The organism is Mucilaginibacter sp. P4_E8 (assembly GCF_056401495.1).
Genome location: NZ_JBFUJG010000035.1, coordinates 26,104 through 52,228 on the forward strand (window position 1 = coordinate 26,104; position 26,125 = coordinate 52,228).

Sequence of the window (26,125 nt, forward strand, 5' to 3'; positions counted from 1 at the left end):
AAGAGGGGGGAATAGAAATTTAAAAAACGCTTAGAATAATTGATCTAAGCGTTTTAGGGTTGATATATTTTAATACAAAACTTTGATTATTGCGTGACCCGCCCTATGCCGAATTGATCTCCTGCCTTTACAGCTTGTCCGTTTTCGAGATCTACCTCAATCATTTTTTCGCTGCCCACGCTATTACTAAACTCATCCTTAAGTATGGAAAGTATATGACGCGTTTTAACATCAATTACTTCCCCGCTTGAAGGATAGGCATATTTCCCATCTAAACTAAAAGTAACCCAGCCTGGCATATCCTGCAATGGTATGGTAGTTAATTGCTGATAAGGTTCTGCAGCACTAAAAACATGCAGGCGCATATTAAATCCATCGCATACCCATAACTCCTTCTCATCAGGAGTAAGACCTATCCCATGACTTGGATTGCCATGACGCCTTACAGGCCCTTTATCCCAACCTTCTACAACTACCCGTGCAAGCTTTTTTCCGGTTTTCAAATCACCTACTTCAAACCCAAGTAAACTATCAACAGTTACGTAAGCCCTTGTTTCTTTTCCATTAATGGTAAACGGGCGGATAAAATTTCCAAACGGGCCTACCTTACTAACCACGGTATGCGTTTTGGTATCGGCTACTTTTAACCAGGGCGACGCCAGATCGTCCAGATAAACGTGATTGCCCGATAGGCCATAAAGCGTATTATGTGATCTTATAAAGCCTGGAATCTTTTTAATAACCGCTCCCGTTTTGCAATCCACAACATTCCACGTTTTATTTTCAAAAGAAGGGAGATACATTATTTTACCATCCGGGGATATAGACATCCGGTCGGCGCCCCCTTCAATATCTTTTTCCCATATAATTTCTCCGGTATTGAGATCGATACGCTGCAGTGACTCAATAGTGCTTATATAGATACTGTTAAGGGGAATACTTACAGCGATTCCCTTAACATTCGAAGGCTTTTTATTTGAATGAAAACCCCGTGTTTCAATCCGCTTTACGAATTGATGATTGTTATCCATATCAAATACAAGTAAACCATGACCACCGTATCCCAGGTAGTCACGTATTCCAGGCACTGCTACAAACAAATAATGGCCTGAGAGAGGTGCTTTTTCTCTGTGATTAAGGGATTTATTAACCGGGCTCATAGCTGTAAGCAGCGTGACTATCCCCAATAGAAATAAAATAGTAACATTAAATCGTGTTCTCATAGGTATATTGTTTAGGTATAATTACTATCAAACTTAACAAGTGATTTGAATACCTGCAATGTTTATTATGTGTAAATGGAAAATAGTTTGTAACCAGCCTGTGAAACATATACGGGGTAAAAAAACTGATTAGTATTGATTTAAATAAGAAACTGTTTCTAAAGGGAACTAAAGTCCGAACATTGAGAATTGCGTTATATTTTATCACTGATATCGAAACATTCAATGGCGGCCCCGCATATCGCAAACCATGAATAAGGGAGTGAATTGCATGACCTGATTTAATGAATTGATTATATTTAAGCTTTAAAATCATACATTATGAAAAGATTTGCACTCGCGCTGTTGCTGATTATTACTTTCCTGCTGGGCTATGGCTTCAGCCGTTTAACTGACCCCGCTAATACAGGCCCGAGGGTGACTGGTATTGGCGGTATTTTTTTTAAGGCCAAAGACCCCGCAGCACTGAAAACCTGGTATAGTAAACATCTTGGTATGCGCATGGGCGGGTATGGCTCCAATTTTGAATGGCACCAGGGCATGGACAGTACAAAGAAGGGGTTTACCCTTTGGGCGCCTTTTAAAGAAACAACCAAGTATTTCCAGCCGTCTGAAAAGCAGTTCATGATCAATTACCGGGTGGAAGGATTGACCCAACTGTTAGCCCAAATGAAACTGGCGGGCATCCTGCCAACGGATACCATTGAAAAAGCCAGTTATGGCAGTTTTGTTCACTTGATGGACCCGGAAGGTAATAAGATTGAGTTATGGGAACCCAACGATGCGGAGTACGCGAAAATGGGAACTATGACGACCAAATAAGATCAACCCTGCCGTTTTACCATTTCATTAATCCAGATAGGGGCAAAGGGCGAAGTGCAGCCTTTGGATACCGGGTAGTCGCGGTAGATGCCCAGTCGTTCTCCTATAGCAAGGGCACGCTCCCGGTAAGCAGGATGGTGTATGCCAATTTGCGCCAGTGTGGTATTCATGGTCCATTGCACCTCGGGGGTAGCAGCCGGCATTTCCAACTCGATACGGTCAAGAATGGCCGTTATATCAAGCCCTTCTGAGTTTCTCGCTATGCGGCCACTGGTGAGGCTCCAGCCCAGGCGGGCTGCCATCACATCTTCATCTACCATCCATTGCAGTCGCAATTGCTCCTTGTCCGCGTGTTCCTTGATCACATAAGCATACAGCCAGTCAATCACCTCGGCAAACCGCTCGGACCGAACCATGCTATTCAATTCGGCAATAGATAACCGCTTTGGGGCAATAATTAGTATCGCCAGGAACCTTGCATCAATATTCCCGGTTTCCCATAATGCCTTGGCCAGTTCATGATCGGTCTTTATCATATTGGCCAGCGTTCGGATGTCTCCGCGCATTACGCCAAATTGGTTAGTACGGGCTCCATGTTTAATATTTTGGAGACGCACTCTTTCGTTCCCCATGGCCTCAAGTTTGGTTAAAGTTTCTGTAACGGTCATATGTATTAATTGATTAATCCCTGATTAAAGTTATCAAAAAAAATAAATGATATTCATTTACAAAGCCTTGCATATTTCAAAATAATTGGTAAGTTTGTACTTACGGTAAGTTAATACTTACCTTTAATGAGTGTGATCATGAGTGCAAGCAGCAGTGCCTTTAACGCCCTGGGCGATCCAACCCGCCGGGCCATCTTCGAGAAACTACGTGACCGGCCTTTGGCTGTGGTCGACATTGCTAACGGTTTGCCGGTAAGCCGCCCTGCCGTATCGCAGCACCTGAAAGTGTTGAAGGAGTCCAAGCTCATCAGCATTAAAACCTATGGCACAAAGAATATTTACGAAGTGAACCGGGAAGGTATTTTAGCTATGCGCGAATACCTCGACAAATTCTGGGACAATGCACTGGTCAATTTCAAAAAACTTGCCGAAAACACTGAAAAAGAAAATAACAAACACCTTAACCAATAATTATGGAAACTATCAGTTTAACCTCCATCAAAAAAGAGCTCATGGTCCAAGCCTCGCAGGAGACGGCCTTTGAAGTATTTACCAAAAAAATGGATCTCTGGTGGCCGCGGACTCACCACATCGGCAGCGCGGAAATGACCGAAATGGTTGTAGAGCCTTACGTGAACGGGCGCTGGTATACTAAACACACCGATGGCACAGAAGCCAATATCGGTTACGTACTCACTTACCAGCCCTATGACCTGTTTGTACTGGCCTGGCAGATCAACGGTGATTTTAAATGCGACCCGGACCTGATCACGGAAGTGGTAGCGGAATTTATACCCGAAGGGCCAAAGACCACCCGTGTGAAATTTGAACATAAGGACCTCCATAAACTGGGCAACGGTAAAGCCGTAGAAAGCATGAACGAAGGTTGGGGCACCATCATGGAACTTTACAAAAAACAAGTGGAACAATGAAAGCAAAACTATTACTAAGGATCGCGGCAGTGTTGATGCTGCTGCATACTTTAGGGCACACGATAGGGGCGCTGACCTGGAAAGAAGCCCCAAATGCCCGTGTGGGCACCGTCATCACCGGAATGGAAAAGGAGCATTTTGATTTTATGGGCCGCTCGGTATCACTGGGTGCTTTTTTTGATGGTTACGGGTTCAGTATGATCGGTGTATTATTACTGGTTAGTATATTATTATGGATATTGGCTGCTGAGCAAAACCGGCGCTTTATCTTGGTATTGGGCTTGTTTCTATTGTTTCTGGGTATCATTGAATTCGTTTATTTTTTCCCTTTTGCCGCGGCGTTTTCGTTATTGGCAGGGATAAGCACATTATTGGCTTATGGAAAATCAAAGTTATTATACCAGCATTGAAGTTGAAGCTACGCCAGCTGAGGTGTTTAACCGTCTCACCGAGGTGAGCCAATGGTGGTCGAAAGACTTTGAAGGCAGCAGCAACAAAGTCGGTGACGAATTTGTCATTAACCATCCCGGCCGTCATTATTCCAAACAACGGCTCATTGAAGCGATTCCTGGCCAGAAAATAGTCTGGCTGGTGACGAAGAGCGAACTGAACTGGCTGGAGCAAGACAAAACGGAATGGACAGGTACAACAATGATCTTTGAATTGATCTCTAAAGGAACTACAACCGAACTAAAGTTTATTCATGAAGGTCTGATTCCTGAAAAGGAATGTTATACGAAGTGTACCAAGGGTTGGGATATGGTCATCAAAAACTGGTTATTTTAATTATATCAAAGCATCATGACAAAAGTGATTTTTGGGAACCATTCATCGGTTCTCGTTCCCCGCAAAGAGCGGGAGAATATCAGTCAATTTTATTGCGGGGTACTGGGCGGACAGCTCATGCAGGCCGACCCCGACTGGGATTTTATCCGTTTGGGCGATGATTTCTTTATAGCCTTTCTTTATGGAGAGGTGGATGACGCCAGCGAATTCCTTCGCAGCGCGCGCGCCATTTGGCTGGAACTCAAGTCAGATAACGTGGCAGAAACAAAGCGGAGAATACTGGACTCGGGCCTTGTCAGAAAGCTGGAGGTGCCCGATCCGCATTTGTATTTTCAAGCCCCGGGTGCCCAGTGCCTGCGCCTGGTTGCAACCGATGAAGACCTATCCTTTTATGAAGGGGCCGGTAGCGGCCCGGATATGGCCAAGATCAAAGAGGCATTAAAAAAAATGGAATAATGCAAGATCAAAGGTACCATACCGCCATTGAGGTCACCGCTGATCCGATGATCGTTTTCAACTGCATTAATGCCGACTTCAATGGTTTGCATCGAGATTTAACACCGGGGTATCTTTTTTAGAATTTTCCATTTATTGTATTTAACAACACAAAGATCGGTCTAAAGTTAGCGGCAAATTTTGTAGAAAGGTTCAATCTTTTGTCGGCGCGGATAGCGCGTGGCAGAAATCTCCAATAAAAGCGATAAGTATTTTACTTTTGTTTTAATGAGGCAGTTATCATATCATTTAGAACTTTCAGATCAACCTCCTCCAACTTATTGATGTAAAGGCAGCCGACGCCCGTTTTATGCTTGCCAAGCTTTTTAAGAGCATCTTCATGCGCTTTAATACCCACACTAATGTACAACGATAGATTCGCTTTACGGGGAGAGAAACCGATCAGGAGCCAATCAACTTCCCTGCCTGTGGTGGGACTTTTGTATCTTTTATTACCAAAACCGATAATGGAGTTGCTCCATAATACCGGCTCTTCACCACTTGCTTTTTTCATCATTTCCAAAAGCACAAAACAGTCTTTACGCTTTTGTTCATCGTCAACAGCATTGATAAATTCCTCCACGCTTGCCGAGGTTGGTTTTGTTTTTATTTCAGCCAATTTTGTCTTTTTTTCAGCCATTTGAAACTATGCTTTGTTTGCGTTCGTGTTACGAAAATATCAAATTTCCAGCACCAATAATAAAACGTGATGGATATACATTTTGTGGCTGCCCGTTGTTATAGTTTTTTGCTGGTTTCCATCAAACTAAAAGTTTGTTGCGCAATAAACCTGGAAGTGATAATCTCTGTCAATTCGGGGGCTGGTGCTGCCGCATTTTACAACAAAGACAATAAAGCAGCGGGCATTATTTTAGCCCCAGCCTGCTGCGCAAAGGATCGCGGTAGGTGCTGCCAATTGGGATTTTTTCACCGTTAATGACAAGCTGATGTATTTCGATCATGGTAATATGTTTAATGGCCACCACGTACGATTTGTGTATCCGTAAAAAATCCGATGCCGGTACGAGGTCAAAAATATCTCCCATATTTTCACGGATCAGGATATTTCTGTCTTTCAGGTGAACGGTGATGTAGTTACCGTCTTTTTCCAGGTACAATATTTCGTCTACCTTAACCTGGTAGGTTTGCGGACCGCTTTTGATGAAAACGGTGGGCTCATCCTCATTGCTTACACCATTTTTTGAAGACATTGCCCCGGCTTTATTTATTGCCGCAAGAAAGCGCTCGAAAGTGATGGGCTTCAGCAAGTAATCGAGAGCGTTCAGGTCATAACTTTCCACGGCGTAGTGGCTATAGGCAGTGGTGAAAATGATCATTGGCCTGGGCGATAAGGTTTGCACCAGCTGCATCCCGCTGATATCGGGCATATTAATGTCGAGAAAAATGAGATCCACTTTTTCGCGGTTCAGGAATTCGATCGCCTTTACTGGTTCGCGAAAAGTGGCTCTCAGGTCAACCAGGCTGGTTTTGTTGCAATAGCGTTCTATCACTTCAAGCGCCTTCGGCTCATCATCAATAGCAATACAGGTTATCATATCAGGTCAATTTCGAGCTTAACAATATATTTTCCATCATCTTCACTTATCAGCAAGTTATGCTTGCCGGGGTACAACAGATCGAGCCGTCGCTTTACATTTTCGAGCCCGATGCCGCTTTTTTCGTCTTCCATTTTTTTGATAGCGCTATATTTTGTGTTCACACAGGTAAAGATCAATGTATGATCTGAAACCGTGATGGCAATATCGATCCCGGAAGTTTGGCCGATAGAAACGCCATGTTTAAAGGCATTTTCCACGAAAGGGATAAACAGCATCGGGGCAATGGTGGCGCTTCCGGTTTGTGCCGGGTAATCAAATGTCACTTTTACCTCATCATCAGCATAACGCAGTTTATTCAGGGTGATACAATCTTCGAGGTAGGCTATTTCTTTACCCAGCGGCACGCTGCCGGCATTGCTATCATAGATCATATAGCGCATCATACCCGAGAGTTTTGAGATACCATCGGCAAGCTCATCATTCCCCTTTTCCTGGGCCATTGAAAACAGGTTGTTGAGTGTGTTGAACAGGAAATGTGGATTGATCTGCGATTTAAGGAATTTGATCTCCGTGCTTAATTGATAAGCCTCCAGTTGGTTGCGTACCAGTTCATTTCGTGACCATTCCTTCAGAAAGAAATAAGCTATAGAAAGCCCGGCTGCGGTTAAAAAAATAAGCAGCATGCTGAGCTGCATATGCACCCAGTTCCCCATTGCAAAAAACGCGTCCCGATTCAGCATAAAATGGTCAGAACTGCCCTTGCCTTGATCAAAACCAGGAGGTGGAGCCCCAAAGGGGAGATTATGGTTTAATTTAGACCCAACTAAAATATAGTTGGCCATAAAGATCAGTATAAACCAGCCGACGGCTATAGCGATGCCCGCAGTTAAGCTTTTATAGCGGAGCACCTTTTTAAATATCCAAAATATATTGCCGTAGAATAGCATGGCCAGAAACGCGAGTGTGAAGCGCGAATAAGGGAAAATGGTATCCACCGCGCTCTTTTCTATGATCTTTCCGTTGTGATTTACCCGCACTTTAATAGTTGAACTGGTTAACGAGTTCAATGTATAGTAAACACCTATCCAGAATGCCAGGTGGATCAGTATCTCGATGATATGTTTGGCTTTGATGCGGCGCATTCTGTCAAAGGTATATTAAGCCTGGTTTATTCATAAACTATTGATGTCAATATAGTGATTTGGCGGGTAAACTATCAATTTTTGAAATCCGGGCTCCCGCCCTTCACCAATTTGTTCCTGATAGAACCACGGATAACAAATATCTATTTTTCGCTTGTATGAAGGTGGTGTTCGTAACATAGTTTTCGCTTGGTTGAAAGGGCAAAGTACTATTGCTTAAAAATATCCAAAATATGAAAAAGCAATTTTTATTGTGTACAGCTCTATTATCATGCAACGTTATGGCCCGGGCGCAAAAGCCTGATACCGCGCAATTACTGGTGCATTACAAGTTTTCCCATATCAGGGATACTACCAACCGGGAGCACCCCTATACCGAAAACATGGTTTTGATTGTAGGTAAAAACGCGGGCGCTTACAAAAGTTATGACAAGCAGTTGCAGGATGCGTTATTCAAAAAACAGATGCAGGAACAAGAGGCCAATTCTGTCGACGGACATGTAAACATCCAGCGAAGGTCGTCGGGTTCGGGTGCAGAATATTACCAGTTTCCGAACGGGAAAAAAATGGTGAGGAAAGAACCGCTGCTGTTCAATAATTATCTCATAACAGACGCTTTGCCCGCCATCGACTGGAAAATAAGCGGCGATACTGCCACGTTTGGCGGTTTGCATTGCCAGAAAGCGACAACTCATTTTAAGGGAAGGGATTATACCGCTTGGTTTAGTCCTGATCTGCCGCTGCATATAGGCCCGTGGAAACTCAACGGACTGCCGGGTGTGATCGTGGAGGCTTATGATACTAAAAAAGAAGTCGATTTTAAGTTCGACGGGATTGAAAAAGCGGTCATTTCCACAAAAAAGGATGACCGACCAGCCAATCAAGCGTCGGATAACCAGGGGCGAATGGCCGTCATGATTGGCATGGACGACCAGGATAGCGATCCTAATATCATCCAGCTCCCTACCAAGGCCATCAAAACTACCCAAAAGGAGTTTGCCAATCTGCAGGAGGCCATGCGCAAAGACCCTAACGCTTTTGCACAGTCGATGGTAAATGCACAAGCGGCGAGTCAGGGCGGTGGCAGGCCGGCGCCGAAAATCAATATAAAAGTAGGGCCGCAGCCTGTTATTAATAACCCAATCGAATTGCCCGAAAAGAAATGAGCCAGGCTATAAGATATGTGGGGTTACTGGTTATTACGTTACTATTTTCGGCCCCGGGCTTTGCTCAAAGTGTCAAGGGTATCGTGAAGGACACTACCGGGAAAGCTGTGCCTTACGCCAGCATTAATCTGAAAAATCCCGCCACTAACGGTATCGTAAGTTATACCATTACTGATGCCAAAGGCGCCTATGCTTTGCCGCTCCCGGCTAATATGGCTGTGAACGGCCTGGTGATCGAGGTGCGCTGCGTGGGTTATAAAAATCAGAGCAAAAGCATTACGGATGTGCAGGCACCTGTCGATTTTATTTTATCTGTTTCGATTAACCAGTTACAGGCGGTAGTGATCAAAAGCAGCCGGCCGGTGCTGCGGACGAGCGGCGATACACTGAGCTATAAGGTGTCCGATTTCAGCAGTGCACAGGACAGGGTTATTGGCGATGTGATCAAAAAACTGCCGGGTATAACGGTTGCTGCCGATGGTAAGATCAGCTATAATAATAAACCGATCTCAAGCCTGTACATCGGCGGCGATAACCTGCTGGATGATAAATATAATATCGCTACTACCACTATTCCGCAGGGCGCGGTAGACCAGGTGCAGGTGATCGAAAATCATCAACCTATTAAAGCGCTCCAAAATAAAGTAATGAGTGACGATGTGGCGCTCAACCTCAGCTTCAAAAAAGGCGCTAAATTACAGATGGTAGGGCAGGAGAGCATCGGCGCGGGATTGCCGGGCAATTATAACGTGGATTTGAACGCCATGATGTTTAAGGATAAGTATAAGGCAATTAATTACCTCAAAGGCAATAACACAGGTAACGACCTGCAGGAGGACCTGGTATCGCACAATTTTGCTGATTATATGCAGCAGATTGATAACAATGTACCGGCCACCGTGCTATCACTTGGCTCGGTGAGCGACCCGGCTTTATCGCGTAACCGGTATTTGTTCGATCGGTCGGGTATCCTCAACCTCAATAACCTGGTCAACTTTAAAAAGAATGTGCAGCTAAAGATCAACGCCTGGTATTTGCATGATACCCAGCGGCAGGATTACAGCCAGCGCACCACCATTTTTTTGCCCGGCGACACTGTGCGCTATAACGAAACCCAGTACAACCGTTTCCACCCGGATATACTGCATACTCAATTTACGCTGAACATTAATCAGGATAAATATTACCTGAACGATGCCCTGCTGATGGATAATAACCGGTCAATCAATTATTCGGACCTGAACACCAACGGCACTGGCGTGAACCAAGTATTCAAGGATAATAAGCTGAGTTTCTCCAATGAATTTAACCTGATCAAATCGTTAAGATCGAACAACATTATTCAGGCCTATTCTTATATCAGTCATTCGGCCGAGCCGGAGAGCAGGACAATTGGGCTTGACTATAACAATGCGATATTTAACAACAACATTCCCTACGCTCAGTTGGTGCAAAATGTGAATGTGCCTACCTGGTTCACCAATAACTATGTTTCGTTCAAAATACCGTCGAACCTCATCACGCAAAGTTTCAGAACGGGTTTTAATATACAATCGCAAACATTAACATCAAACCTGAGCGTTGTGCAGGCTAATAACAGGATTAACCAGGAATCGGACAGCTCCATCAACCATTTGAACTGGACCAGGAAAAAATTGTATGCCGAAGCGGCTTACGATCTGCCAGGCAGTATCCTTAAAGTGAACCTGACCTTGCCGGTAAGCCTGCAGCAGATCAATTATTCGGATAGCCTGTATGCGCTGAGCAGGCGTTTATCAAGGTTATATTTCAACCCGCAGTTAAAGGTGAAATATCAAACCGGGATCGAGAATTATCTGAGTTTCCTATACAGTTATCGCAATGAAACGGGTACGATAGAAGATGTGTACCAGGGCTATATCCTGAAGGATTACCGGACGCTTTACGCCAATAATGCCGACCTGACCCAACGGCGGAACCAGTTGGCAGCTGTTGGGTTTAACTACCGGAAGGCGCTTACACTGTTTTTCGCCAGCTTGAACATCCTTTATAACCATATCGCTTCCAATAATATTGCTTCGCAAGTGATCACCAACAGCCTGCAGCAGCGCGTGGTGCTGCCATACCCAAACAGCACCGATTCGTGGACGGTGAACGGTACCGTGAGCAAATATTCCTTTATATTAAAGACCACTTTTAGCGGTGGCGTGCAATGGCAAAGTAATAGGTCGGTGCAGATACAGAATAATGCACTGCTGCCTTTCAACACCATTTCGGAAACCGTTAATGTAGGCGCCGATACCAAAGTGAACGAGCAGGTAAACTTTAGCTACAAGGCGACCATTACCCAAACAGACAGTCATTCGGCAGTGGGGGCATCAGCTTTTCATATCAACCAGTTGCTTCAGCAGGCCTCAATCAATTATAACCCTACTGCCAATTTGCAGTTCAAATTATCGGGTGAGCATTACTTCACCCGCCAACAAGGCAACCCCGATCTGAAATATTTTTTTGCGGACGCCGTAGCAAAATTCAGGATCGAAAAATGGAAAACCGACCTGGAGCTGAGTGCGGTCAACTTCCTGAATATAAAAACGTACAACGCGCTTTACTTATCAGCCAATACGTTGACAGCCAGTTCATATACCCTGCCGGGAAGGATTATACTGCTCAAATTGCTGTTTAATATTTGATTTGCATTGGTTGGTTTTATTCACAAACGTAAGCTTTCGATAGTACATGATTATGTGAAACGTAATTCAAGTTTGTCCACGTGGGAATATGCGCTTTCAACAAGGTTATAATGGCTACAGGATACCTCAGTGTCACGTTTATTACAGTAGATGATAAAGCCGAAGAAAGAATTGAGTGGGGTGAATTCGAAGATTATATTGAGAATAAAGATTGATAAGCTTAATGGCCTTACTTAAAGATAGGAGTGGTTTTATAATCAGAACCGACATCAAATCTGGCATTGATGTAAAAAACAAAGCCTTAACTTTTAATAAGTTAAGGCTTTTGTTTTTTATTTTGTGGTGGCTACTGTACAAATCTCGAACTATTTTCTTTCGGATTTGCAGCTAATTGCAAATTTGAACCAATAAATTTATTGGTTCAAATTGTTGTAGTTAAGTGATCCGGGGTGATCTATGTCACAAAGTATGGTATCTGAACAATAAATTCGGCCCCTTCCGCAATTGTGCTATTTATGGCAATATTTCCTCCGTGTCCTTTTACCACAATATCATAACTAAGTGACAATCCCAAGCCTGTGCCTTCGCCGGCTGGTTTTGTAGTAAAAAATGGTTGTAATATCTTGTCCTTAATAGCATCGGGGATGCCTATGCCATTATCTTTTACATGAATAACGATATTATCTACGGACAGTAAAGTGGTGATTTCAACTGTCGGCTTATAATCCTCGTTAGCTATTTTTCGCTTTTGTTGTGTCGCATAAAAAGCATTGTTGAATAGGTTGAGCAAAACACGACCAATGTTCTGCGGGATGATATTTACCCGTGGAAGGCTTTGTTCAAAATGAGTGATCAGTTCGGCATTGAAGCTTTTGTCTTTTGCCCGGAGACCATGATAGGCCAGTCGTAAGTATTCGTCAGCCAGCTTGTTCAGGTCGGTTGGTTCTTTCTGGCCGGTTGAGGGGCGACTATGCTCCAGCATGCCTTTGACAATGCCGTCTGCACGCTTGCCGTGGTGATTTATTTTCTCCAGGTTTTGGGTAAGATCAGTGGCTATGGCTATCACATCCTCATGATTACCAGCCCGCGCTTCTTCTTTTAATTCATCTAATAATTCAATACTTACCTCCGAAAAATTGTTTACAAAGTTCAGCGGGTTTTGTATTTCATGCGCTATACCTGCCGTAAGTTCACCAAGGGATGCCATTTTCTCTGTTTGAATGAGTTGTTGCTGGGCCGTTTTTAAATTGGCAAGAGTATGCTCCAGTTGATCACGCTGGGCGGTTATTTCCTCGCGCTGCTCGCTCAGTTCATGATTGGCATTGGTGACCTGGTCATTGGCGGCAGCCAGCAATTTGTTCGACTTGCGCTGGTTATTGTAATTCAGCGCGATAAACAGCGATAAAACCAATAATGCGGCTATCCCTCCTATAAAAAAATAACTTTGCTGCTTTTTTTGTTTCAGTTGAGCGTTCGTGATGTTCTGATTATATTTAAGCGAATCTTCTTTATGCGAATAGTTAAGTTGCGCCTCTTTCAGTAAAATAGCCTTTTCGTTCTTTAAACTGTCTGTGCTATCCCTTTGGGTTATATAGGTTTTGTAGGCTTTAAAAGCGTCGGCATAACGGTTCATTTTTTCGTAGGTCAGGCTTAACTCCCTCCAGCTTTCGTTCACCAAATCAAAATCCCGGTGCGCTTCGCCATAGTTGAGTCCTTCAGATAATAAAGCAAGCGATTTCTCATACTGCTGGCCAGGTTTCAAGCCTGCCTTCTCCATAACAGAATTTGGCGCTTCCCTGTAAATACTGCCCAAAGTAGATAATGCATAAGCTAATATTGATGAGTCGGCTTTTACATACGATGTCGCGCGTTTAGAATGCAGCCAGGCCTTGTCATAGTCTTTCATTACAAAATAATCCCAGCTGATCTCATTTTCTGTCGCGCACAAACTGTTGTAGTTATTTGCTTTTTGAGCTACTTGTATCGCTTTATTATAATAGACCATTGCCCTGGAATAATCATGCTCCACATCGGCACAATGCGCCAGACCAATGTAAACATCGACAATGCCGCCCTCATCGCCGGTCTGCTCAGCCATTTTGGCGGCTTTCAGAAAGATCGTCCTTGCTTTTTTGATATTGTGCAGCCGAAAATAGAAGTTGGCTACCACAACCAAATCGTATGTACTCAAATAGTTATGCGGAGTGGCTGCCTGCAGTTTCAATGCTTTATCAAAGTAATCCATGGCTGCATTGTAATTAAATTCATGCAGGCTGCAATTCCCTATCAGCACATACGTATTTATCAGTAGTCCCGTCTGGTTGTTTTTTTTAAAACGCCCGGCGGCAGGCAACAGGTAGCTGATCACCGCGGAACCTTTTTTCTGCGCATATATCGCGCCGGCAAGGTAGCTAACCGATTTAAAGGCAAACTGGTAATCGCCGATCTTAAAACTCAGTTCAGTAGCTTCCTTCAGATAGTTTTGCGCTTTGACGTAATCTGTCTGGCTATAGTAGTGGTCTCCCAGATAATAATATAATCTGGCCACCCCCTTTTGCCATGGAAGCTTTTCTGCCAGTAACCGGGCACGCTGCAGATAATAAACGGCAGAGTCTGCTTTTTTGAGCGTTGAATAGGTTCGCCCCAGATTTATTAACAAGTTAGCTTTATTGGTGTCTTCTTTGGCGGGCGGTAGCTGTTTGAGCAGCGAATCGATACGTGTCTGCTCTTTTTTTTGAGCTGAAACGCTTAGCGAAATCAACATAAGTAAGCCCACCAAAGTGTATTTTAATGATAAAGGTTTGAAATTCATTAGTAAAAAGGTCTTAGGATTTTTGAACTGGTCATGATAAACCGCCTAAAAATAAGAAATTCATACCAATGCAGAAATAGCGTTTATGAATTAACCGACAAAGAAAAAGCCTTCAGATTTTCATCTAAAGGCTTTATAAAAACTTCTTGAACAATTTCACACTATATATAACACAGTGTGAATTTTTTGTGGTATCAGCTGGGATCGAACCAGCGACACAAGGATTTTCAGTCCTTTGCTCTACCGACTGAGCTATGATACCTCCTTTTGGGGAGTGCAAATGTAACTTTTTTTTTATGTTTGAAAAGTTTTTTTTGAAAAAAGTTTTCAAAAAAGCATGATTGAGTAAGGTATTAATTATAAACTTAAACAATTATCCACTTAATCAGTTACTTAGCTGCTATAGGATTTTTCGGCCTCAAAACATTTTTCTGTTTCAACAATTCAATTAACTTTGAAAAACTTACTATGCACGCATAATGATTGCACAGGCTATATTTATTATCATTTTAGGAGCGGCTATTTACCTGTTCGCCAAAAACGCCGGTAAAATAAGGCGCAACATATTGTTGGGAAAAGATACTGACCGTTCTGACCAGCCAGCCATACGCTGGAAGGTAATGGCAAAAATAGCCCTGGGACAAACTAAAATGGTAAAACGTCCGGTAGCGGCCATTATGCATTTTTTTATCTACATAGGTTTTGTGATCATTAACCTGGAAGTGCTCGAGATCATGATTGATGGTATTTTCGGATCGCATCGTATATTTTCTCATCCGCTTGGTGGTTTGTATGGTTTGCTGATAGGTGGCTTTGAAGGGCTGGCTGTGCTGGTGCTTGTTGCTTGTGTGGTTTTCCTGTGCAGGCGTAATATTGTGCGTTTAAAACGCTTTAGCGGTATCGAGATGACACAGTGGCCACGGTCAGATGCCAACTATATACTTATTACCGAAATTTTACTGATGACCGCCTTTTTAACCATGAACGCGGCCGACTATAAATTACAGTTATTACATTTTAGTCACTACGTTAAAGCCGGCAGCTTCCCGGTAAGCTCACTGATAGCCCCTTTGCTGCCTGATGGTTCAGGTGCCTTGGTACTTGTTGAGCGGGTATGCTGGTGGTTTCATATTGTTGGTATTTTGGCATTTTTAAATTACCTGCCTTATTCCAAGCATTTTCATATCCTGCTGGCTTTCCCCAATACCTATTATTCCAACTTGAATAAAAAAGGGAAGTTTACCAACATGGCATCGGTTACCAACGAGGTAAAAGCTATGCTTGATCCTTCTTTTGTACCTGAAAACACGGGCGAACCAGCACGTTTTGGGGTTAAGGATGTTACAGACCTTACCTGGAAAAATCTGATGGAAGCCTACACCTGTACCGAGTGCGGCAGGTGTACTTCGGTGTGCCCGGCCAATATTACCGGCAAGCTATTATCGCCCCGTAAAATTATGATGGATACCCGCGACCGGATCACCGAAGTGGGTAATAACCTGGATAAGCACGGCAAAGATCATGACGATGGTAAAACCTTATTGGATAATTACATTACCCGCGAAGAACTTTGGGCTTGCACCACCTGTAATGCTTGTGTGGAGGCCTGCCCGGTAAATATTAATCCGTTGGAGATCATCACCGAAATGCGCCGCTATATTGTAATGGAAGAATCGCAGGCTCCCGCAAGTCTGAACAATATGTTTGGAAATGTAGAGAATAATGGCGCTCCATGGAAATACAGCCAGGCAGACAGGTTTAATTGGGCTGAGAAGCCTTAAGTCCGTAGTCGATGGTCAATAGTCATAGACGATAGCTTATAACCAATTATAATAAAACAATAAAGGAAACTATGGTTTATGGACTATTGACCATCTACCAATAATAAATCTGATATGGAAAACTCGATATCCGAAATAAAAGTACCTACCATGGCCGAGATGGCTGCACAGGGAAAAGAACCGGAGATATTATTCTGGGTGGGCTGTGCAGGTAGTTTTGACGAACGAGCACAGAAAATAACCCGTGATATTTGCAAGATCCTGCAGCATGTAGGCATCAGTTATGCCGTTTTAGGCACGGAGGAAAGCTGTACCGGCGACCCCGCCAAGCGTGCCGGTAATGAGTTTTTGTTCCAGATGCTGGCCATGACCAATATACAGGTGCTTGATGGCTACAACATCAAAAAGATAGTAACCGGTTGTCCGCATTGTTTTAATACCATTAAAAACGAGTACCCGGGTTTGGGGGGCAATTATGAGGTGATCCATCATTCCCAGCTCATTCAACAACTGATTGATGAAGGGAAGCTGAAGGCCGAAGGTGGTGAAAGTTTTAAGGGGAAAAAGATCACCTTTCATGATCCTTGTTACCTGGGCCGGGGTAATAATGTTTATGAGGCGCCGCGTGCTGCCCTCGAAATTTTGGATGCTGAACTGGTGGAAATGAAACGCTGCAAATCAAACGGTTTGTGTTGTGGTGCAGGGGGAGGGCAAATGTTTAAAGAACCCGAACCAGGTAAAAGAGACATCAATATGGAGCGCATGGAGGATATTCTGGAAGCTAATGCACAGGTTGTGGCTGCTGCCTGTCCGTTTTGCATGACCATGCTTACCGACGGCGTAAAACATCAGGATAAAGAGCAGGAGATACGCGTGCTGGATATTGCCGAGATCACCGTTAGGGCAAATGGGTTATAAATCGGCTTTTGTTTTAAAGTAGTTCAACGCGCTTTTCAGGCTGTCCAATCGCTCTGTGCTCATGTTCTTAACGGGCAGGTCAAGCACGGTCGACATGGAGTCGATATCCCCCTTTGGATCCTCATAAGTTTGCACAATAATATCATCGGCAGCGGTGCTCAATTGCAGAGTTCCTGCTTTGTCGTCGCCCTGGTATCCTACATCGTTTAAGCGGTGCAAATTAAAGGAGTAATACACCTGTTTACCATGTTGATAAGTTTTTCGGAGCCGTAAAAAATAATCGTTTGTAAGGGTGAGTTCCCACTTTTTTAATTTAACATCAGGCAGCGGGTTGTACGATTCTGAAAGGCATTTGTTACTCCAATCCAGCCATTCCTGATCGTCTGTTTGTGGTCTGAAGCTATAATTAAGCCAACCTGCAAGCAAAATGCAGACAACTAACAGCATTTTTTTTGTTTGCGACAGATGTGTTTTTTTCATGACAACAAAATGTAACCCGAAGTTAATAAATTGATATTTTTGTAAATGGAATTTTCTCAACACTCAAGAGTTTGGATATACCAGGCCGATAGAAAACTATCTGACCAGGAAGTGCAGCAGATACAGCCTGAACTGGATAATTTTACCATCGGCTGGACAGCCCATAACAACCAGTTAAAAGCCCGGGCCGAGATTAGATATAACCGTTTTTTTATTTTGATAGTTGATGAAAGTCAGGCTGGTGCCAGCGGATGTTCCATTGATAAATCAGTTCATTTTATGAAGCAGATAGAGCAGCGTTTTAATGTTAACCTGTTCGACAGGTTTAACCTGGCCTATCGTGAAGGGGAAGAGGTGAAATCACTACCCCGCCATGCTTTTGAGGATATGTTGAAGCAAGGAAAGATAAATACCGAAACGATTGTTTACAACAACATGGTACAAAATATAACCGAACTGGAAAGCAAATGGGAGGTGCCATTTAAAAACAGCTGGCATATACAATTGTTCAGGGATCTTGTTAATTAACAAATCATTATAATTAGTTGGCTCATTCAATTAATTATGAAAACAATAACGGTAATAGCTTAATAATTAAAACTATGTTCATCATCGATCTTAATTATATTGTGCCGCTTGAGGAGGTGGATAAATATATGGCTCCGCACGTTGAACACCTGGAAAAATATTACGATAAAGGAATATTTGTTATATGGGGACGTAAAGAGCCGCGTACTGGCGGTATTATCCTGGCTTTGGCTGCTACCAAACAGGAGGTAGAAAAAATCATTACCGAAGATCCGTTTTACATACATGGATTGGCGGAGATCACAGTAACAGAATTTTTAACTTCTAAATATCGTCCCGAACTCAAAGGTATTCTAGGGCTTTGAAGCATCCAGATTTTATGTAAAAAACATTTTTGTTACTTTAATTGATAATTTTAAGGACTGTTTGATTTTCTGAAAGTCAGCAGTAATTTATTATACTTACCACACTTCGACCTTCGCTTTTTATAATGCATGAAAGATTATACCTTCGAATATACTAGACAAGGCCTTGTTTATCTTTTGTTTGGATTATCATTTGCAATTATAGTTTTAGGCTTATTTCCTTTTAGAATTTTATTTACGGGCATCATATCGCCAGGTATAGGGGTAATAGCACTGATAGGATTAGCGATAGCATTCTTTTTGTTAAATAAGCATAGAATTAAAAGAATAGGAATTGCAAAGCTCTCTATGACCGATTTGACAATAGAGTTGAATCAAACAATCCATATTCCCTTTAGTGATTTGAAGTATTATTATATATACGATGGAAAAAATGGGATTGTGTTTACCCTGGGGTTTTTAGATGGTACTAAATTCAAAATAGGGGCTAACAATAATTTCTGCAACAATGATTTGCTAAAGACATTTTTATCTGATTTTCAGTCGGCTATAGAAAGCTATAAGGCTCAAAATAAAGTTAACATTGTTCACTTAGAAACGATATTCGCGAGAAAGCAAACATTATATATTTTATGTACGCTGACAGTTTTAGTGATTCTTGGTTTTTGCTTTACACACATGCCACTTATGATATTGCCAATTAGTGTTAATCTATCTCTTTCGGTGGCTTGGATTAGATATTTTCAGCAAAGAAGTAAGAATAAACTTGTTGATTTTTGATATTTCCAGGGCAAACAGAAATGCCTGTTTATTGATTTATTTTTTAAAATTCTATTAGGGAACAATTGAAGCGATATTTTCTCCATTATGATTGAAAGAAAAGGTAGTAATTGTTATTGAAATATGCGATTAGAACAAAAGCCTGTTAGGGATGAGCTAATGATGAAGTTAACTGATCAATTGGTCTTATCCAACCGTGTAGGCTTTTCGTTAGGGAAAGCGAAAAGTATATATTTCCTGCTGCCTTCTTCCTTAAATGATATGTCTGCTCTCTCGCTTTCATACATAAAAAAGCCATCCTTAGTATAAGGAACCAATTGAATGGGAGACTCTTCATTTTGTTTAAAATAAAGCATTTTATCATCTACGTATAACTTGAATTTATTTTTGGTATCACCAGCAATAGTATAACTTCCTGTGTATTTTTCCAGATCTGCTGCCGCTAAGGTAATAGGTTTATGTTTTTTGCAATAGGCAAATGCTATGGCATTTTGCATTACCTGGGCCAGCGCCGCTCCATGTCCGGCATTAGGGGTAACACCTGTAGCGATTTCAAGGTTTTTGCAGTTTTGTTTTTCCATGTAAGCTTTAAACTGTGCAATGTTATTTACTCCCATGTGTTCGTAGGAGCCTACGCCTGCAAAAACTTTACAATTAAGATCCTTATGGGTAGTAAAATACTTTTGCGCTGCAGGTATCAATTCACTGCCACCATTGCCGGGAGCACCTATAAAGATCATATTGAACAAATCTGGATGCTCAAATAAAACATAGGTGGTAAACATACCGCCCAATGAATAGCCATATAGTGCTTTATTATCGCTTACCCTGTATTTGCTTTGTATAAATGGCATCACTTCCTGCTGAATGAAATCTAAAAACTTAGGGCCACCGGTGCCTGGGTTTAAATCTCTCCCCCGTTTATTGGGCCGGGAGCCATAGCCAATCCCAACAATAAGCGGTTCTGTTGTTTCATAATCCTGTCGCAGCATATTAAAGCAATTCATGGCTACAGTCATGTTCCAATCTCCATCGGTCATATACAATACCGGATACTTGGCTTTAGTGGTATCATATCCGGGTGGGAAATGAATATATATGGTATAATCTTCACCAATAACCTTTGAGCTATAATCCCACGATACTATCTCTTTTTCGCAAAATGGATTGGGCGAAACGCTTTTAACCTGACAATATCCTGATATGGTACCAAGTATTGTAATAGCTAATAAACCAAATGTAAATTTTGATAAATATGATATCATGTCGTTGTGGCTTAACTTGTTATAAAACTAATTAAAAAGTTAATATTATATTAAGGGATATTGGTAATTGAAAACAATATGTATAAATTTATTGTATGGGACAATACGATAGCCGGATAGATGCATATATTGCTAAGTCTGCCGAATTTGCAAAGCCAATACTGGAACATATCAGGTGGGTAGTTCATGAAGCCTCACCGCTTATTGGGGAAGCAATAAAATGGGGGATGCCTTTTTTTGATTATAAAGGCACCATATGTAATATGGCTGCCTTTAAGCAGCACTGCGCTTTCGGTTTCTGGAGATCATCACTTATTAAGGATCCATACCTTGTTTTGAACAATACCGAAGAACCTGCCATGGGGAGCTTTGGCCGCCTTACCAGCATTGCCGATTTGCCTTCAAAAGAAATACTGACTGATTACATATTGCAGTGTATTGCATTGAACGAAAAAGGTGTTAAAGCACCCCCCAAAGCCCCTGCCGCAAAAGCCGAATTAGTTATCCCGGATTATTTTACTGATCTTTTAACTGGTTATCCTAAAGCTAAAGAAGTGTTTGATGGGTTTAGCTATTCCAATAAAAAGGAGTACGTAGAGTGGTTCACCGAAGCCAAAACCGATGCCACCCGCCAAAAGCGATTAGATACTGCTATTGAATGGCTATCTGAAGGTAAAACCAGGATGTGGAAGTATAAATAGAAACCCCTCAATCCCCTAAAGGGGAAGTATCGCGAGTATATAAACTTTTGTTCCCCCTTCAGAGTAGGGGGCTTCTAAAAATCCAATGGCCCCAGCCTTTTCATGTTTTTCATGATCAAATATTGCCTGTGCCTTAAATACCGGGTAGGGTGGGTGGCCGACCATTTTAGCGGACTTGGGAATATTACCGCGATGGCTGCTGCTTCATGTTTAGTTAGTTTGGCTGCCGGTTTATGGAAATAGGCTTGTGAGGCAGCTTCAATACCATAAATACCATCGCCCATTTCAATCTCATTCAGGTAAACCTCCATGATGCGTTTCTTGCTCCAAAAAACCTCTATCAGTATGGTAAAATAAGCTTCAACCCCTTTTCTTAATAAGGAGCGCCCTTCCCATAAAAAAACATTTTTAGCTACCTGCTGCGATATGGTACTGCCGCCAATTAATTTTTTGCTGTGCGCGTTTTTTTCAATGGCCTTTTCAATGGCCCTGAAATCAAAACCATGATGTTCCAGAAAGCTTTGGTCCTCAGCGGCTACGGCGGCACGTTTCATGTTATCAGATATCTCATCAAAACTTACCCATTGTTTATCTATCTTCCATTCCTTACCACGTGCCTTTTGCTGAAAACCGCGTTCAATCATGAGCCAGGTAAAAGGCGGGCGTACAAAACGGTAAAAAAGCACCCCCAACAGGCTTAAGCCTACAAAAAGTAAAAACGCGAGTTTAAATGCCCTGAAGATCAGTTTAAATATACCGCCGAACATTGATTGGGAACCTCTGTTTTTTGATCTCTGATTTGGTTTTTTGTTTGATGGTGATGTCCGTTTCACGAAAACTAATAATTATCTATAAAAAAAGGTGTTTCGCTTTAGCGAAACACCTTTTAAAAATTCTAAAATTTATTCAAAATCCGAAATCAAAAATCCGAATTTCGAAATATAAATTACTCAGCTACTACTGAGAAAGGAACCTGTACTTTTACTTCTTTGTGCAGGTTTACGTTTGCGATGTAATCACCAACAAACTTAGGCTCCTGATCAAAAGTAATACGACGACGGTCAACTTCAAAGCCTTCTTTTTTCAATGCATCAGCAATTTGAATAGTGTTGATGGCACCGAAAATTTTACCGCTTTCACCGGCTTTAGCGCCAATGTTAAGTTTAACACCTTCTAAACGGGCAGCTATCGCGTCAGCATCCTTACGGATCTTTTCTTGTTTAAACTGAGCTTGTTTCAAGTTTTCAGCTAAAACTTTGCGTGCGCTTTCAGTAGCTAATATGGCGTAGCCTTTTGGTAAAAGGTAGTTACGGCCATAACCTGGTTTAACGTTTACTACATCGTCTTTATCGCCCAGGTTTTTTACATCTTGTTTTAAAATAACTTCCATTTCTTAAATCTCCTATTATTTTAATGAATCTGTAACGTAAGGTAATAAACCGATGTGACGGGCACGTTTAACAGCCTGAGCCACTTTACGCTGAAATTTTAATGAAGTACCGGTTAAACGGCGTGGTAATACTTTACCCTGATCATTAATGAACTTTAATAAAAAGTTAGCGTCTTTGTAATCAATATACTTAATACCATTCTTTTTAAAACGGCAGTATTTTTTACGGTTATCCTCCACTTTGGGAGCGGTAACGTATTTAATTTGTTCGTTAGCCATTAGTTTGCGTCCTCCACTTTAGCCGCTGGTTTTTTGTTAAAAGCACCGCTGCGTTTTTTATCATTGTAAGCAATGGCATGTTTATCCAAAGCAATGGTCAGGAAACGCAAAACACGCTCATCGCGCCTTAACTCTACCTCCAATTTGTTAATTAAATCACCTGGAGCCTTAAATTCAGTTAAGTGATAGTACCCTGTAGTCTTTTTTTGAATAGGGTACGCTAATTTTCTCAAACCCCAATTATCCTCCTGGACAATTTCGGCTCCGCCATCAGTTAAGATCTTGCTAAATTTGGCAATGCCTTCTTTAGCTGTTTCTTCTGATAACAACGGGGTTAGAACGATCACGATTTCGTACTGTTGCATTATTATACTTTGATTTTTAATTAATTACCCGCTATTACGGGGCTGCAAATGTAAGAAGAAATTTGGATTAATCAAATCAATTATAATGATAAAAAGCAGTATTTTTAGCTGAATTATACTTATTTTGCTAATTACCGGATTTAAACAGATACTTTGTTATGCTGATTACACCTTGCAAAATTGAAAGTTCTAAATTTCAGTTATTTACATCGGATTCAGTTGTACTGTCTGCGCCCCGCGGCGATAGACCGATAGAAGGGGATTGGAACGACGAAGATGACGAAGATTTTGACGACAGGCTCGACGCCGAATTTATTCCCGGTATACCCGATCCAGAAGATGATGATCATCTCCCTGATGATGACCTGCAATAAAGCAACGTAGTTTTTAATTACATAATCGTTTCATTGGTACTTTAACTTAAAGCATTTTCTTGTTAACTTCGTAGCTGTGGATAATTTTATTGTTTCGGCTCGTAAATATCGCCCGGCTACTTTTGAAACCGTTGTTGGTCAGCAACATATAACCAATACGCTCAAAAACGCTATTAAAAATAATCAGCTGGCGCAGGCATTTTTATTCTGCGGCCCCCGCGGTGTGGGCAAAACCACCTGCGCGCGCATACTTGCAAAAACCATTAACTGTACAAATTTACAGCCCAATGGCGAAGCCTGTGGCGAATGTGCTTCGTGCAAAGCTTTTGAAAATGGCAACTCATTTAACGTTCATGAACTTGACGCGGCATCAAACAACTCGGTTGATGATATCCGCAGCCTGATTGAGCAGGTGCGCATACCACCACAAGCCGCGCGTTATAAGGTATATATTATTGATGAGGTTCACATGCTGTCGCAGGCGGCTTTTAACGCCTTTTTAAAAACGCTGGAAGAACCTCCGCACTACGCCATATTTATACTGGCCACTACCGAGAAGCATAAAATATTGCCCACCATACTTTCGCGCTGCCAGATATTTGATTTTAACCGTATCAAGGTTGATGATATGGCCGGTCACCTGGCTTCCATCGCCGGGAAAGAAAATATAAGCTATGAACCCGATGGCTTGCATATTATAGCCCAGAAAGCTGATGGTGGTTTAAGGGACGCTTTATCCATGTTTGATCAGATCGTTAGCTTTTCGGGCGGTAAGGTAACCTACCGGTCGGTAATTGATAACCTGAACATACTTGATTACGACTATTATTTTAATATAACCGATAGTTTACTTCAGGAAAATACAGCCAAAGTATTGTTGTTTTTTGATGAGATACTGGCCCGGGGGTTTGACGGGGCTCATTTTATTGCCGGCCTGAGCGAGCATTTCCGTAACCTGCTGGTAAGTAAAGATCAGTCGACCTTAAAATTACTGGAAGTAAGCGAGGGCATAAAAAATAAATACCTGCAGCAGTCACAAACAGGCTCGGTATCTTTTTTACTTTCGGCCATGAATATTGCCAATCAGTGCGATATTAGTTACAAGCTGAGTAAAAACCAGCGATTGCAGGTTGAATTGGCGTTGCTCAAGATGTGCCATTTGCCCTCGGCATTTAACATGGCAACTTCACCACTTGCCGCAACGCCCGTTACCGACGGGTCATTAAAAAAAAAACCTGATACCGCAGCAATAACAGCTCCGGTTCAGGAAAATAAGATCAGTAATGAGGTCCCTGTATTAAGTGATACGCCGCTTACTTATAATAAGACTGCGCCCCAGCCTCAAAATAATCAGGCAACTCAGGTAAAAGCGGTGGCACCAGCTACCGAAAAGCCCGCGGTATTTATACCTAAGCCAAGTTTAGGATTATCAACCCCTTCGCTTACTGATACCGGTAAAACCGAGGAAGAGATTGCAGAAGAGGAAGACCCTTATTTAAAGGGTGATGCCCGCGAGGATTTTACCATGGATAGTTTTTTAAGGTACTGGAGCGATTTTGCAGCAAAAGTAAAGGCCGAGGGTAAGAAAAATCTGGTTACGATCTTTACTTCCAACGCGCCGCGTATGCTAAAGCCATATGAATTTGAGATTTTGGTAGGGAATAAAGTACAGGAAAACTTATTTAGGGAGGAGCGACCTGAAATGCATAATTTTTTGCGCAGTAAACTAAATAATTTCAGTATTGAGGTAAATGCACGTGTTGATGAGCAGGAAGTGATCAGAAAACCTTACACCGCTATGGAAAAGTTTCAGCACATGGCTGCCAGGAACCCACAACTTGTTGATTTAAGAAACCGCTTTAATCTTGATTTTGATTGAATGAGAGGCGAAACAAGGCAGGTTAAAGCCTGCCTTGTTTCGTTATATTTGTCATGCCGAACTCGTTTCGGCATCTCATAAGCTAAGTTATTATACTTCATTAACTATCCTGAGAGATCCTGAAACAAGTTCAGGATGACCACAGGGATTACTCATCATTAAAAACTATTTAAGAAATTCAGTATCATTTTTTGGATAACCTTCATCGTCAAGATCATCACGATCATCTTCAGGAGTGTGTGCTAATGCAGCATCTGTTGGGTCAACTTCTACAATATCGCCATCGTCAATATGCATGCCAAGGTCGTCTACATCTGTTTCGAGCGATCTTTTTTCGGTATATTCATTTGCTGTATCATAAGGGTTGGCCTCATCATAAGTTGAATTCATATCATTCCCGTTTTTTACTGAGGTATCATATGGATCAGGATGATCATAATCCGGGTCATCACTTTTTACATCATATTCAAAGCTGTTATCATCAGGATTGTAATTAAGATCCTCTTTATCAATAGTTTCACCTAATTCATCCTTTAATGTTCTGTCACGGTCAGCACTATTATCATTTAATGCGTCATCGTTTTCGTCATCATCAAATTCGGGGGTTATATGCTGATTGTCCATAGGAGTATATTTTACATAAATATACCTTAAAAACCTTGCCAAAAAAAGCAAATAAACCAATTTAAAAACCGGTTAAATGCGATATTAATAATGTATTTGCTTTCTGTATGATGTTACAC

29 protein-coding genes and 1 tRNA gene are annotated in these 26,125 nt (G+C 41.9%); 16 read left to right on the forward strand and 14 right to left on the reverse strand.

From position 1 onward, the window contains the following. Window positions 1–86: 86 nt before the first annotated feature. Window positions 87–1,223, reverse strand: a complete 1,137-nt coding sequence (locus AC1DRQ_RS14850) for a YncE family protein (RefSeq protein ID WP_477425484.1) — start codon at window positions 1,221–1,223, stop codon at window positions 87–89. A gap of 321 nt (window positions 1,224–1,544) precedes the next feature. Here AC1DRQ_RS14850 and AC1DRQ_RS14855 point away from each other — a divergent pair, with 321 nt between their 5' ends. Further along, window positions 1,545–2,045: a VOC family protein gene (locus AC1DRQ_RS14855; RefSeq protein WP_477425485.1), complete on the forward strand. Its 501-nt coding sequence runs from the start codon at window positions 1,545–1,547 to the stop codon at window positions 2,043–2,045. A gap of 2 nt (window positions 2,046–2,047) precedes the next feature. On the opposite strand, the gene AC1DRQ_RS14860 is transcribed toward AC1DRQ_RS14855, so the two are convergent. After that, window positions 2,048–2,713 (reverse strand): DNA alkylation repair protein, encoded by a 666-nt coding sequence (locus tag AC1DRQ_RS14860; RefSeq protein WP_477425486.1) that lies wholly within the window; start codon window positions 2,711–2,713, stop codon window positions 2,048–2,050. Between the two features lie 138 nt (window positions 2,714–2,851). Here AC1DRQ_RS14860 and AC1DRQ_RS14865 point away from each other — a divergent pair, with 138 nt between their 5' ends. Genes AC1DRQ_RS14865 through AC1DRQ_RS14885 form a run of 5 tightly spaced genes read left to right on the forward strand, consistent with a single transcriptional unit; the run spans window position 2,852 to window position 4,887 of the window. Beyond that, window positions 2,852–3,184, forward strand: coding sequence for an ArsR/SmtB family transcription factor (locus AC1DRQ_RS14865; RefSeq protein ID WP_477425487.1), 333 nt, complete (start codon window positions 2,852–2,854; stop codon window positions 3,182–3,184). Between the two features lie 2 nt (window positions 3,185–3,186). Next, the gene (locus AC1DRQ_RS14870; protein WP_477425488.1) at window positions 3,187–3,645 is read left to right on the forward strand and encodes an SRPBCC family protein; all 459 of its coding nucleotides are present in this window, start codon (window positions 3,187–3,189) and stop codon (window positions 3,643–3,645) included. Further along, window positions 3,642–4,055 (forward strand): LIC_13387 family protein, encoded by a 414-nt coding sequence (locus AC1DRQ_RS14875; protein WP_477425489.1) that lies wholly within the window; start codon window positions 3,642–3,644, stop codon window positions 4,053–4,055. The genes AC1DRQ_RS14870 and AC1DRQ_RS14875 overlap by 4 nt, the downstream gene beginning before the upstream one ends. Continuing rightward, window positions 4,024–4,431 (forward strand): SRPBCC family protein, encoded by a 408-nt coding sequence (locus AC1DRQ_RS14880; protein WP_477425490.1) that lies wholly within the window; start codon window positions 4,024–4,026, stop codon window positions 4,429–4,431. The genes AC1DRQ_RS14875 and AC1DRQ_RS14880 overlap by 32 nt, the downstream gene beginning before the upstream one ends. Before the next feature lie 15 nt (window positions 4,432–4,446). Continuing rightward, window positions 4,447–4,887 carry a hypothetical protein gene (locus AC1DRQ_RS14885; protein WP_477425491.1) on the forward strand — a complete coding sequence of 147 codons (441 nt, stop codon included), beginning with the start codon at window positions 4,447–4,449 and terminating at the stop codon, window positions 4,885–4,887. A gap of 253 nt (window positions 4,888–5,140) precedes the next feature. On the opposite strand, the gene AC1DRQ_RS14890 is transcribed toward AC1DRQ_RS14885, so the two are convergent. From AC1DRQ_RS14890 to AC1DRQ_RS14900, 3 genes are all read right to left on the reverse strand, one after another. Continuing rightward, a complete protein-coding gene (locus AC1DRQ_RS14890; RefSeq protein ID WP_477425492.1) occupies window positions 5,141–5,566 on the reverse strand; it encodes a DUF1801 domain-containing protein in 426 nt (141 codons plus the stop codon). A 226-nt stretch (window positions 5,567–5,792) separates the two neighbouring features. Then, complete coding sequence (locus AC1DRQ_RS14895) at window positions 5,793–6,482, reverse strand: LytR/AlgR family response regulator transcription factor (RefSeq protein WP_477425493.1); 690 nt, start codon at window positions 6,480–6,482, stop codon at window positions 5,793–5,795. Next, window positions 6,479–7,627, reverse strand: coding sequence for a sensor histidine kinase (locus AC1DRQ_RS14900; protein WP_477425494.1), 1,149 nt, complete (start codon window positions 7,625–7,627; stop codon window positions 6,479–6,481). Before AC1DRQ_RS14900 ends, AC1DRQ_RS14895 begins: the two co-directional genes overlap by 4 nt. A 233-nt stretch (window positions 7,628–7,860) precedes the next feature. Here AC1DRQ_RS14900 and AC1DRQ_RS14905 point away from each other — a divergent pair, with 233 nt between their 5' ends. Both AC1DRQ_RS14905 and AC1DRQ_RS14910 read left to right on the forward strand, forming a co-directional pair. Continuing rightward, window positions 7,861–8,793 carry a GLPGLI family protein gene (locus tag AC1DRQ_RS14905; RefSeq protein ID WP_477425495.1) on the forward strand — a complete coding sequence of 311 codons (933 nt, stop codon included), beginning with the start codon at window positions 7,861–7,863 and terminating at the stop codon, window positions 8,791–8,793. Continuing rightward, a complete protein-coding gene (locus tag AC1DRQ_RS14910) occupies window positions 8,790–11,465 on the forward strand; it encodes a carboxypeptidase-like regulatory domain-containing protein (protein WP_477425496.1) in 2,676 nt (891 codons plus the stop codon). The genes AC1DRQ_RS14905 and AC1DRQ_RS14910 overlap by 4 nt, the downstream gene beginning before the upstream one ends. A 454-nt stretch (window positions 11,466–11,919) precedes the next feature. Here the strand turns inward: AC1DRQ_RS14910 and AC1DRQ_RS14915 are convergent, their stop codons facing one another. Together AC1DRQ_RS14915 and AC1DRQ_RS14920 are read right to left on the reverse strand one after the other, a co-directional pair. Beyond that, window positions 11,920–14,277 carry a tetratricopeptide repeat protein gene (locus AC1DRQ_RS14915; protein ID WP_477425497.1) on the reverse strand — a complete coding sequence of 786 codons (2,358 nt, stop codon included), beginning with the start codon at window positions 14,275–14,277 and terminating at the stop codon, window positions 11,920–11,922. 189 nt (window positions 14,278–14,466) lie between these two features. Continuing rightward, window positions 14,467–14,539: transfer RNA gene (locus AC1DRQ_RS14920), tRNA-Phe, on the reverse strand. 217 nt (window positions 14,540–14,756) lie between these two features. Here AC1DRQ_RS14920 and AC1DRQ_RS14925 point away from each other — a divergent pair. Together AC1DRQ_RS14925 and AC1DRQ_RS14930 are read left to right on the forward strand one after the other, a co-directional pair. Continuing rightward, the gene (locus AC1DRQ_RS14925; RefSeq protein ID WP_477425498.1) at window positions 14,757–16,058 is read left to right on the forward strand and encodes a 4Fe-4S dicluster domain-containing protein; all 1,302 of its coding nucleotides are present in this window, start codon (window positions 14,757–14,759) and stop codon (window positions 16,056–16,058) included. A 114-nt stretch (window positions 16,059–16,172) separates the two neighbouring features. Then, complete coding sequence (locus tag AC1DRQ_RS14930) at window positions 16,173–16,976, forward strand: (Fe-S)-binding protein (RefSeq protein WP_477425499.1); 804 nt, start codon at window positions 16,173–16,175, stop codon at window positions 16,974–16,976. Here AC1DRQ_RS14930 and AC1DRQ_RS14935 read toward each other — a convergent pair. Further along, the gene (locus AC1DRQ_RS14935; RefSeq protein ID WP_429398616.1) at window positions 16,971–17,456 is read right to left on the reverse strand and encodes a hypothetical protein; all 486 of its coding nucleotides are present in this window, start codon (window positions 17,454–17,456) and stop codon (window positions 16,971–16,973) included. The two genes, AC1DRQ_RS14930 and AC1DRQ_RS14935, sit on opposite strands and share 6 nt — an antisense overlap. A gap of 45 nt (window positions 17,457–17,501) precedes the next feature. Here AC1DRQ_RS14935 and AC1DRQ_RS14940 point away from each other — a divergent pair, with 45 nt between their 5' ends. The 3 genes from AC1DRQ_RS14940 to AC1DRQ_RS14950 all read left to right on the forward strand — a co-directional run bounded on the left by AC1DRQ_RS14940 (window position 17,502) and on the right by AC1DRQ_RS14950 (window position 19,129). Then, complete coding sequence (locus AC1DRQ_RS14940) at window positions 17,502–17,984, forward strand: ABC transporter ATPase (RefSeq protein ID WP_477425500.1); 483 nt, start codon at window positions 17,502–17,504, stop codon at window positions 17,982–17,984. A gap of 74 nt (window positions 17,985–18,058) precedes the next feature. Next, complete coding sequence (locus AC1DRQ_RS14945; protein ID WP_477425501.1) at window positions 18,059–18,349, forward strand: YciI family protein; 291 nt, start codon at window positions 18,059–18,061, stop codon at window positions 18,347–18,349. A 129-nt stretch (window positions 18,350–18,478) separates the two neighbouring features. Then, window positions 18,479–19,129, forward strand: coding sequence for a hypothetical protein (locus AC1DRQ_RS14950; protein ID WP_477425502.1), 651 nt, complete (start codon window positions 18,479–18,481; stop codon window positions 19,127–19,129). Window positions 19,130–19,305: 176 nt separating this feature from the next. Here the strand turns inward: AC1DRQ_RS14950 and AC1DRQ_RS14955 are convergent, their stop codons facing one another. Beyond that, window positions 19,306–20,394 carry an alpha/beta hydrolase gene (locus tag AC1DRQ_RS14955; protein ID WP_477425503.1) on the reverse strand — a complete coding sequence of 363 codons (1,089 nt, stop codon included), beginning with the start codon at window positions 20,392–20,394 and terminating at the stop codon, window positions 19,306–19,308. Window positions 20,395–20,489: 95 nt separating this feature from the next. On the opposite strand from AC1DRQ_RS14955, the gene AC1DRQ_RS14960 reads away from it, so the two are divergent. Then, window positions 20,490–21,095, forward strand: coding sequence for a YdeI/OmpD-associated family protein (locus AC1DRQ_RS14960; RefSeq protein ID WP_477425504.1), 606 nt, complete (start codon window positions 20,490–20,492; stop codon window positions 21,093–21,095). Window positions 21,096–21,169: 74 nt separating this feature from the next. On the opposite strand, the gene mtgA is transcribed toward AC1DRQ_RS14960, so the two are convergent. The 4 genes from mtgA to rpsF form a co-directional block, all read right to left on the reverse strand. Further along, on the reverse strand, window positions 21,170–21,928 hold the full coding sequence (mtgA, locus tag AC1DRQ_RS14965; RefSeq protein WP_477425505.1) for a monofunctional biosynthetic peptidoglycan transglycosylase: 759 nt from the start codon (window positions 21,926–21,928) through the stop codon (window positions 21,170–21,172). A gap of 113 nt (window positions 21,929–22,041) precedes the next feature. Next, window positions 22,042–22,485 (reverse strand): 50S ribosomal protein L9, encoded by a 444-nt coding sequence (gene rplI / locus AC1DRQ_RS14970; RefSeq protein WP_429398602.1) that lies wholly within the window; start codon window positions 22,483–22,485, stop codon window positions 22,042–22,044. A gap of 15 nt (window positions 22,486–22,500) precedes the next feature. After that, on the reverse strand, window positions 22,501–22,764 hold the full coding sequence (rpsR, locus tag AC1DRQ_RS14975) for a 30S ribosomal protein S18 (RefSeq protein ID WP_022833472.1): 264 nt from the start codon (window positions 22,762–22,764) through the stop codon (window positions 22,501–22,503). Beyond that, complete coding sequence (gene rpsF, locus AC1DRQ_RS14980) at window positions 22,764–23,129, reverse strand: 30S ribosomal protein S6 (protein ID WP_429398600.1); 366 nt, start codon at window positions 23,127–23,129, stop codon at window positions 22,764–22,766. Before rpsF ends, rpsR begins: the two co-directional genes overlap by 1 nt. 158 nt (window positions 23,130–23,287) lie before the next feature. Here rpsF and AC1DRQ_RS14985 point away from each other — a divergent pair, with 158 nt between their 5' ends. Together AC1DRQ_RS14985 and AC1DRQ_RS14990 are read left to right on the forward strand one after the other, a co-directional pair. Continuing rightward, window positions 23,288–23,503, forward strand: coding sequence for a hypothetical protein (locus AC1DRQ_RS14985; protein ID WP_477425506.1), 216 nt, complete (start codon window positions 23,288–23,290; stop codon window positions 23,501–23,503). Window positions 23,504–23,579: 76 nt separating this feature from the next. Continuing rightward, window positions 23,580–25,382, forward strand: a complete 1,803-nt coding sequence (locus AC1DRQ_RS14990) for a DNA polymerase III subunit gamma/tau (RefSeq protein WP_477425507.1) — start codon at window positions 23,580–23,582, stop codon at window positions 25,380–25,382. A 165-nt stretch (window positions 25,383–25,547) separates the two neighbouring features. On the opposite strand, the gene AC1DRQ_RS14995 is transcribed toward AC1DRQ_RS14990, so the two are convergent. Further along, the gene (locus tag AC1DRQ_RS14995; RefSeq protein WP_477425508.1) at window positions 25,548–26,006 is read right to left on the reverse strand and encodes a hypothetical protein; all 459 of its coding nucleotides are present in this window, start codon (window positions 26,004–26,006) and stop codon (window positions 25,548–25,550) included. Window positions 26,007–26,125: the final 119 nt, after the last annotated feature.

Excerpts from the sequence above, each read along its gene's own strand:
- AC1DRQ_RS14870 (WP_477425488.1), top strand. The coding sequence starts at position 3,187 with ATGGAAACTATCAGTTTAACCTCCATCAAAAAAGAGCTCATGGTCCAA.
- AC1DRQ_RS14960 (WP_477425504.1), top strand. The coding sequence starts at position 20,490 with ATGGGACAATACGATAGCCGGATAGATGCATATATTGCTAAGTCTGCC.
- AC1DRQ_RS14910 (WP_477425496.1), top strand. The coding sequence starts at position 8,790 with ATGAGCCAGGCTATAAGATATGTGGGGTTACTGGTTATTACGTTACTA.
- rplI (WP_429398602.1), bottom strand. The coding sequence starts at position 22,485 with ATGGAAGTTATTTTAAAACAAGATGTAAAAAACCTGGGCGATAAAGAC.
- AC1DRQ_RS14955 (WP_477425503.1), bottom strand. The coding sequence starts at position 20,394 with ATGATATCATATTTATCAAAATTTACATTTGGTTTATTAGCTATTACA.
- rpsF (WP_429398600.1), bottom strand. The coding sequence starts at position 23,129 with ATGCAACAGTACGAAATCGTGATCGTTCTAACCCCGTTGTTATCAGAA.
- AC1DRQ_RS14950 (WP_477425502.1), top strand. The coding sequence starts at position 18,479 with ATGAAAGATTATACCTTCGAATATACTAGACAAGGCCTTGTTTATCTT.
- AC1DRQ_RS14945 (WP_477425501.1), top strand. The coding sequence starts at position 18,059 with ATGTTCATCATCGATCTTAATTATATTGTGCCGCTTGAGGAGGTGGAT.
- AC1DRQ_RS14875 (WP_477425489.1), top strand. The coding sequence starts at position 3,642 with ATGAAAGCAAAACTATTACTAAGGATCGCGGCAGTGTTGATGCTGCTG.
- AC1DRQ_RS14905 (WP_477425495.1), top strand. The coding sequence starts at position 7,861 with ATGAAAAAGCAATTTTTATTGTGTACAGCTCTATTATCATGCAACGTT.
- AC1DRQ_RS14940 (WP_477425500.1), top strand. The coding sequence starts at position 17,502 with ATGGAATTTTCTCAACACTCAAGAGTTTGGATATACCAGGCCGATAGA.
- AC1DRQ_RS14985 (WP_477425506.1), top strand. The coding sequence starts at position 23,288 with ATGCTGATTACACCTTGCAAAATTGAAAGTTCTAAATTTCAGTTATTT.
- AC1DRQ_RS14855 (WP_477425485.1), top strand. The coding sequence starts at position 1,545 with ATGAAAAGATTTGCACTCGCGCTGTTGCTGATTATTACTTTCCTGCTG.
- AC1DRQ_RS14865 (WP_477425487.1), top strand. The coding sequence starts at position 2,852 with ATGAGTGCAAGCAGCAGTGCCTTTAACGCCCTGGGCGATCCAACCCGC.
- AC1DRQ_RS14890 (WP_477425492.1), bottom strand. The coding sequence starts at position 5,566 with ATGGCTGAAAAAAAGACAAAATTGGCTGAAATAAAAACAAAACCAACC.
- AC1DRQ_RS14860 (WP_477425486.1), bottom strand. The coding sequence starts at position 2,713 with ATGACCGTTACAGAAACTTTAACCAAACTTGAGGCCATGGGGAACGAA.
- AC1DRQ_RS14850 (WP_477425484.1), bottom strand. The coding sequence starts at position 1,223 with ATGAGAACACGATTTAATGTTACTATTTTATTTCTATTGGGGATAGTC.
- AC1DRQ_RS14900 (WP_477425494.1), bottom strand. The coding sequence starts at position 7,627 with ATGCGCCGCATCAAAGCCAAACATATCATCGAGATACTGATCCACCTG.
- AC1DRQ_RS14885 (WP_477425491.1), top strand. The coding sequence starts at position 4,447 with ATGACAAAAGTGATTTTTGGGAACCATTCATCGGTTCTCGTTCCCCGC.
- AC1DRQ_RS14995 (WP_477425508.1), bottom strand. The coding sequence starts at position 26,006 with ATGGACAATCAGCATATAACCCCCGAATTTGATGATGACGAAAACGAT.
- AC1DRQ_RS14895 (WP_477425493.1), bottom strand. The coding sequence starts at position 6,482 with ATGATAACCTGTATTGCTATTGATGATGAGCCGAAGGCGCTTGAAGTG.
- AC1DRQ_RS14930 (WP_477425499.1), top strand. The coding sequence starts at position 16,173 with ATGGAAAACTCGATATCCGAAATAAAAGTACCTACCATGGCCGAGATG.
- AC1DRQ_RS14880 (WP_477425490.1), top strand. The coding sequence starts at position 4,024 with ATGGAAAATCAAAGTTATTATACCAGCATTGAAGTTGAAGCTACGCCA.
- AC1DRQ_RS14925 (WP_477425498.1), top strand. The coding sequence starts at position 14,757 with ATGATTGCACAGGCTATATTTATTATCATTTTAGGAGCGGCTATTTAC.
- AC1DRQ_RS14935 (WP_429398616.1), bottom strand. The coding sequence starts at position 17,456 with ATGAAAAAAACACATCTGTCGCAAACAAAAAAAATGCTGTTAGTTGTC.
- rpsR (WP_022833472.1), bottom strand. The coding sequence starts at position 22,764 with ATGGCTAACGAACAAATTAAATACGTTACCGCTCCCAAAGTGGAGGAT.
- AC1DRQ_RS14915 (WP_477425497.1), bottom strand. The coding sequence starts at position 14,277 with ATGAATTTCAAACCTTTATCATTAAAATACACTTTGGTGGGCTTACTT.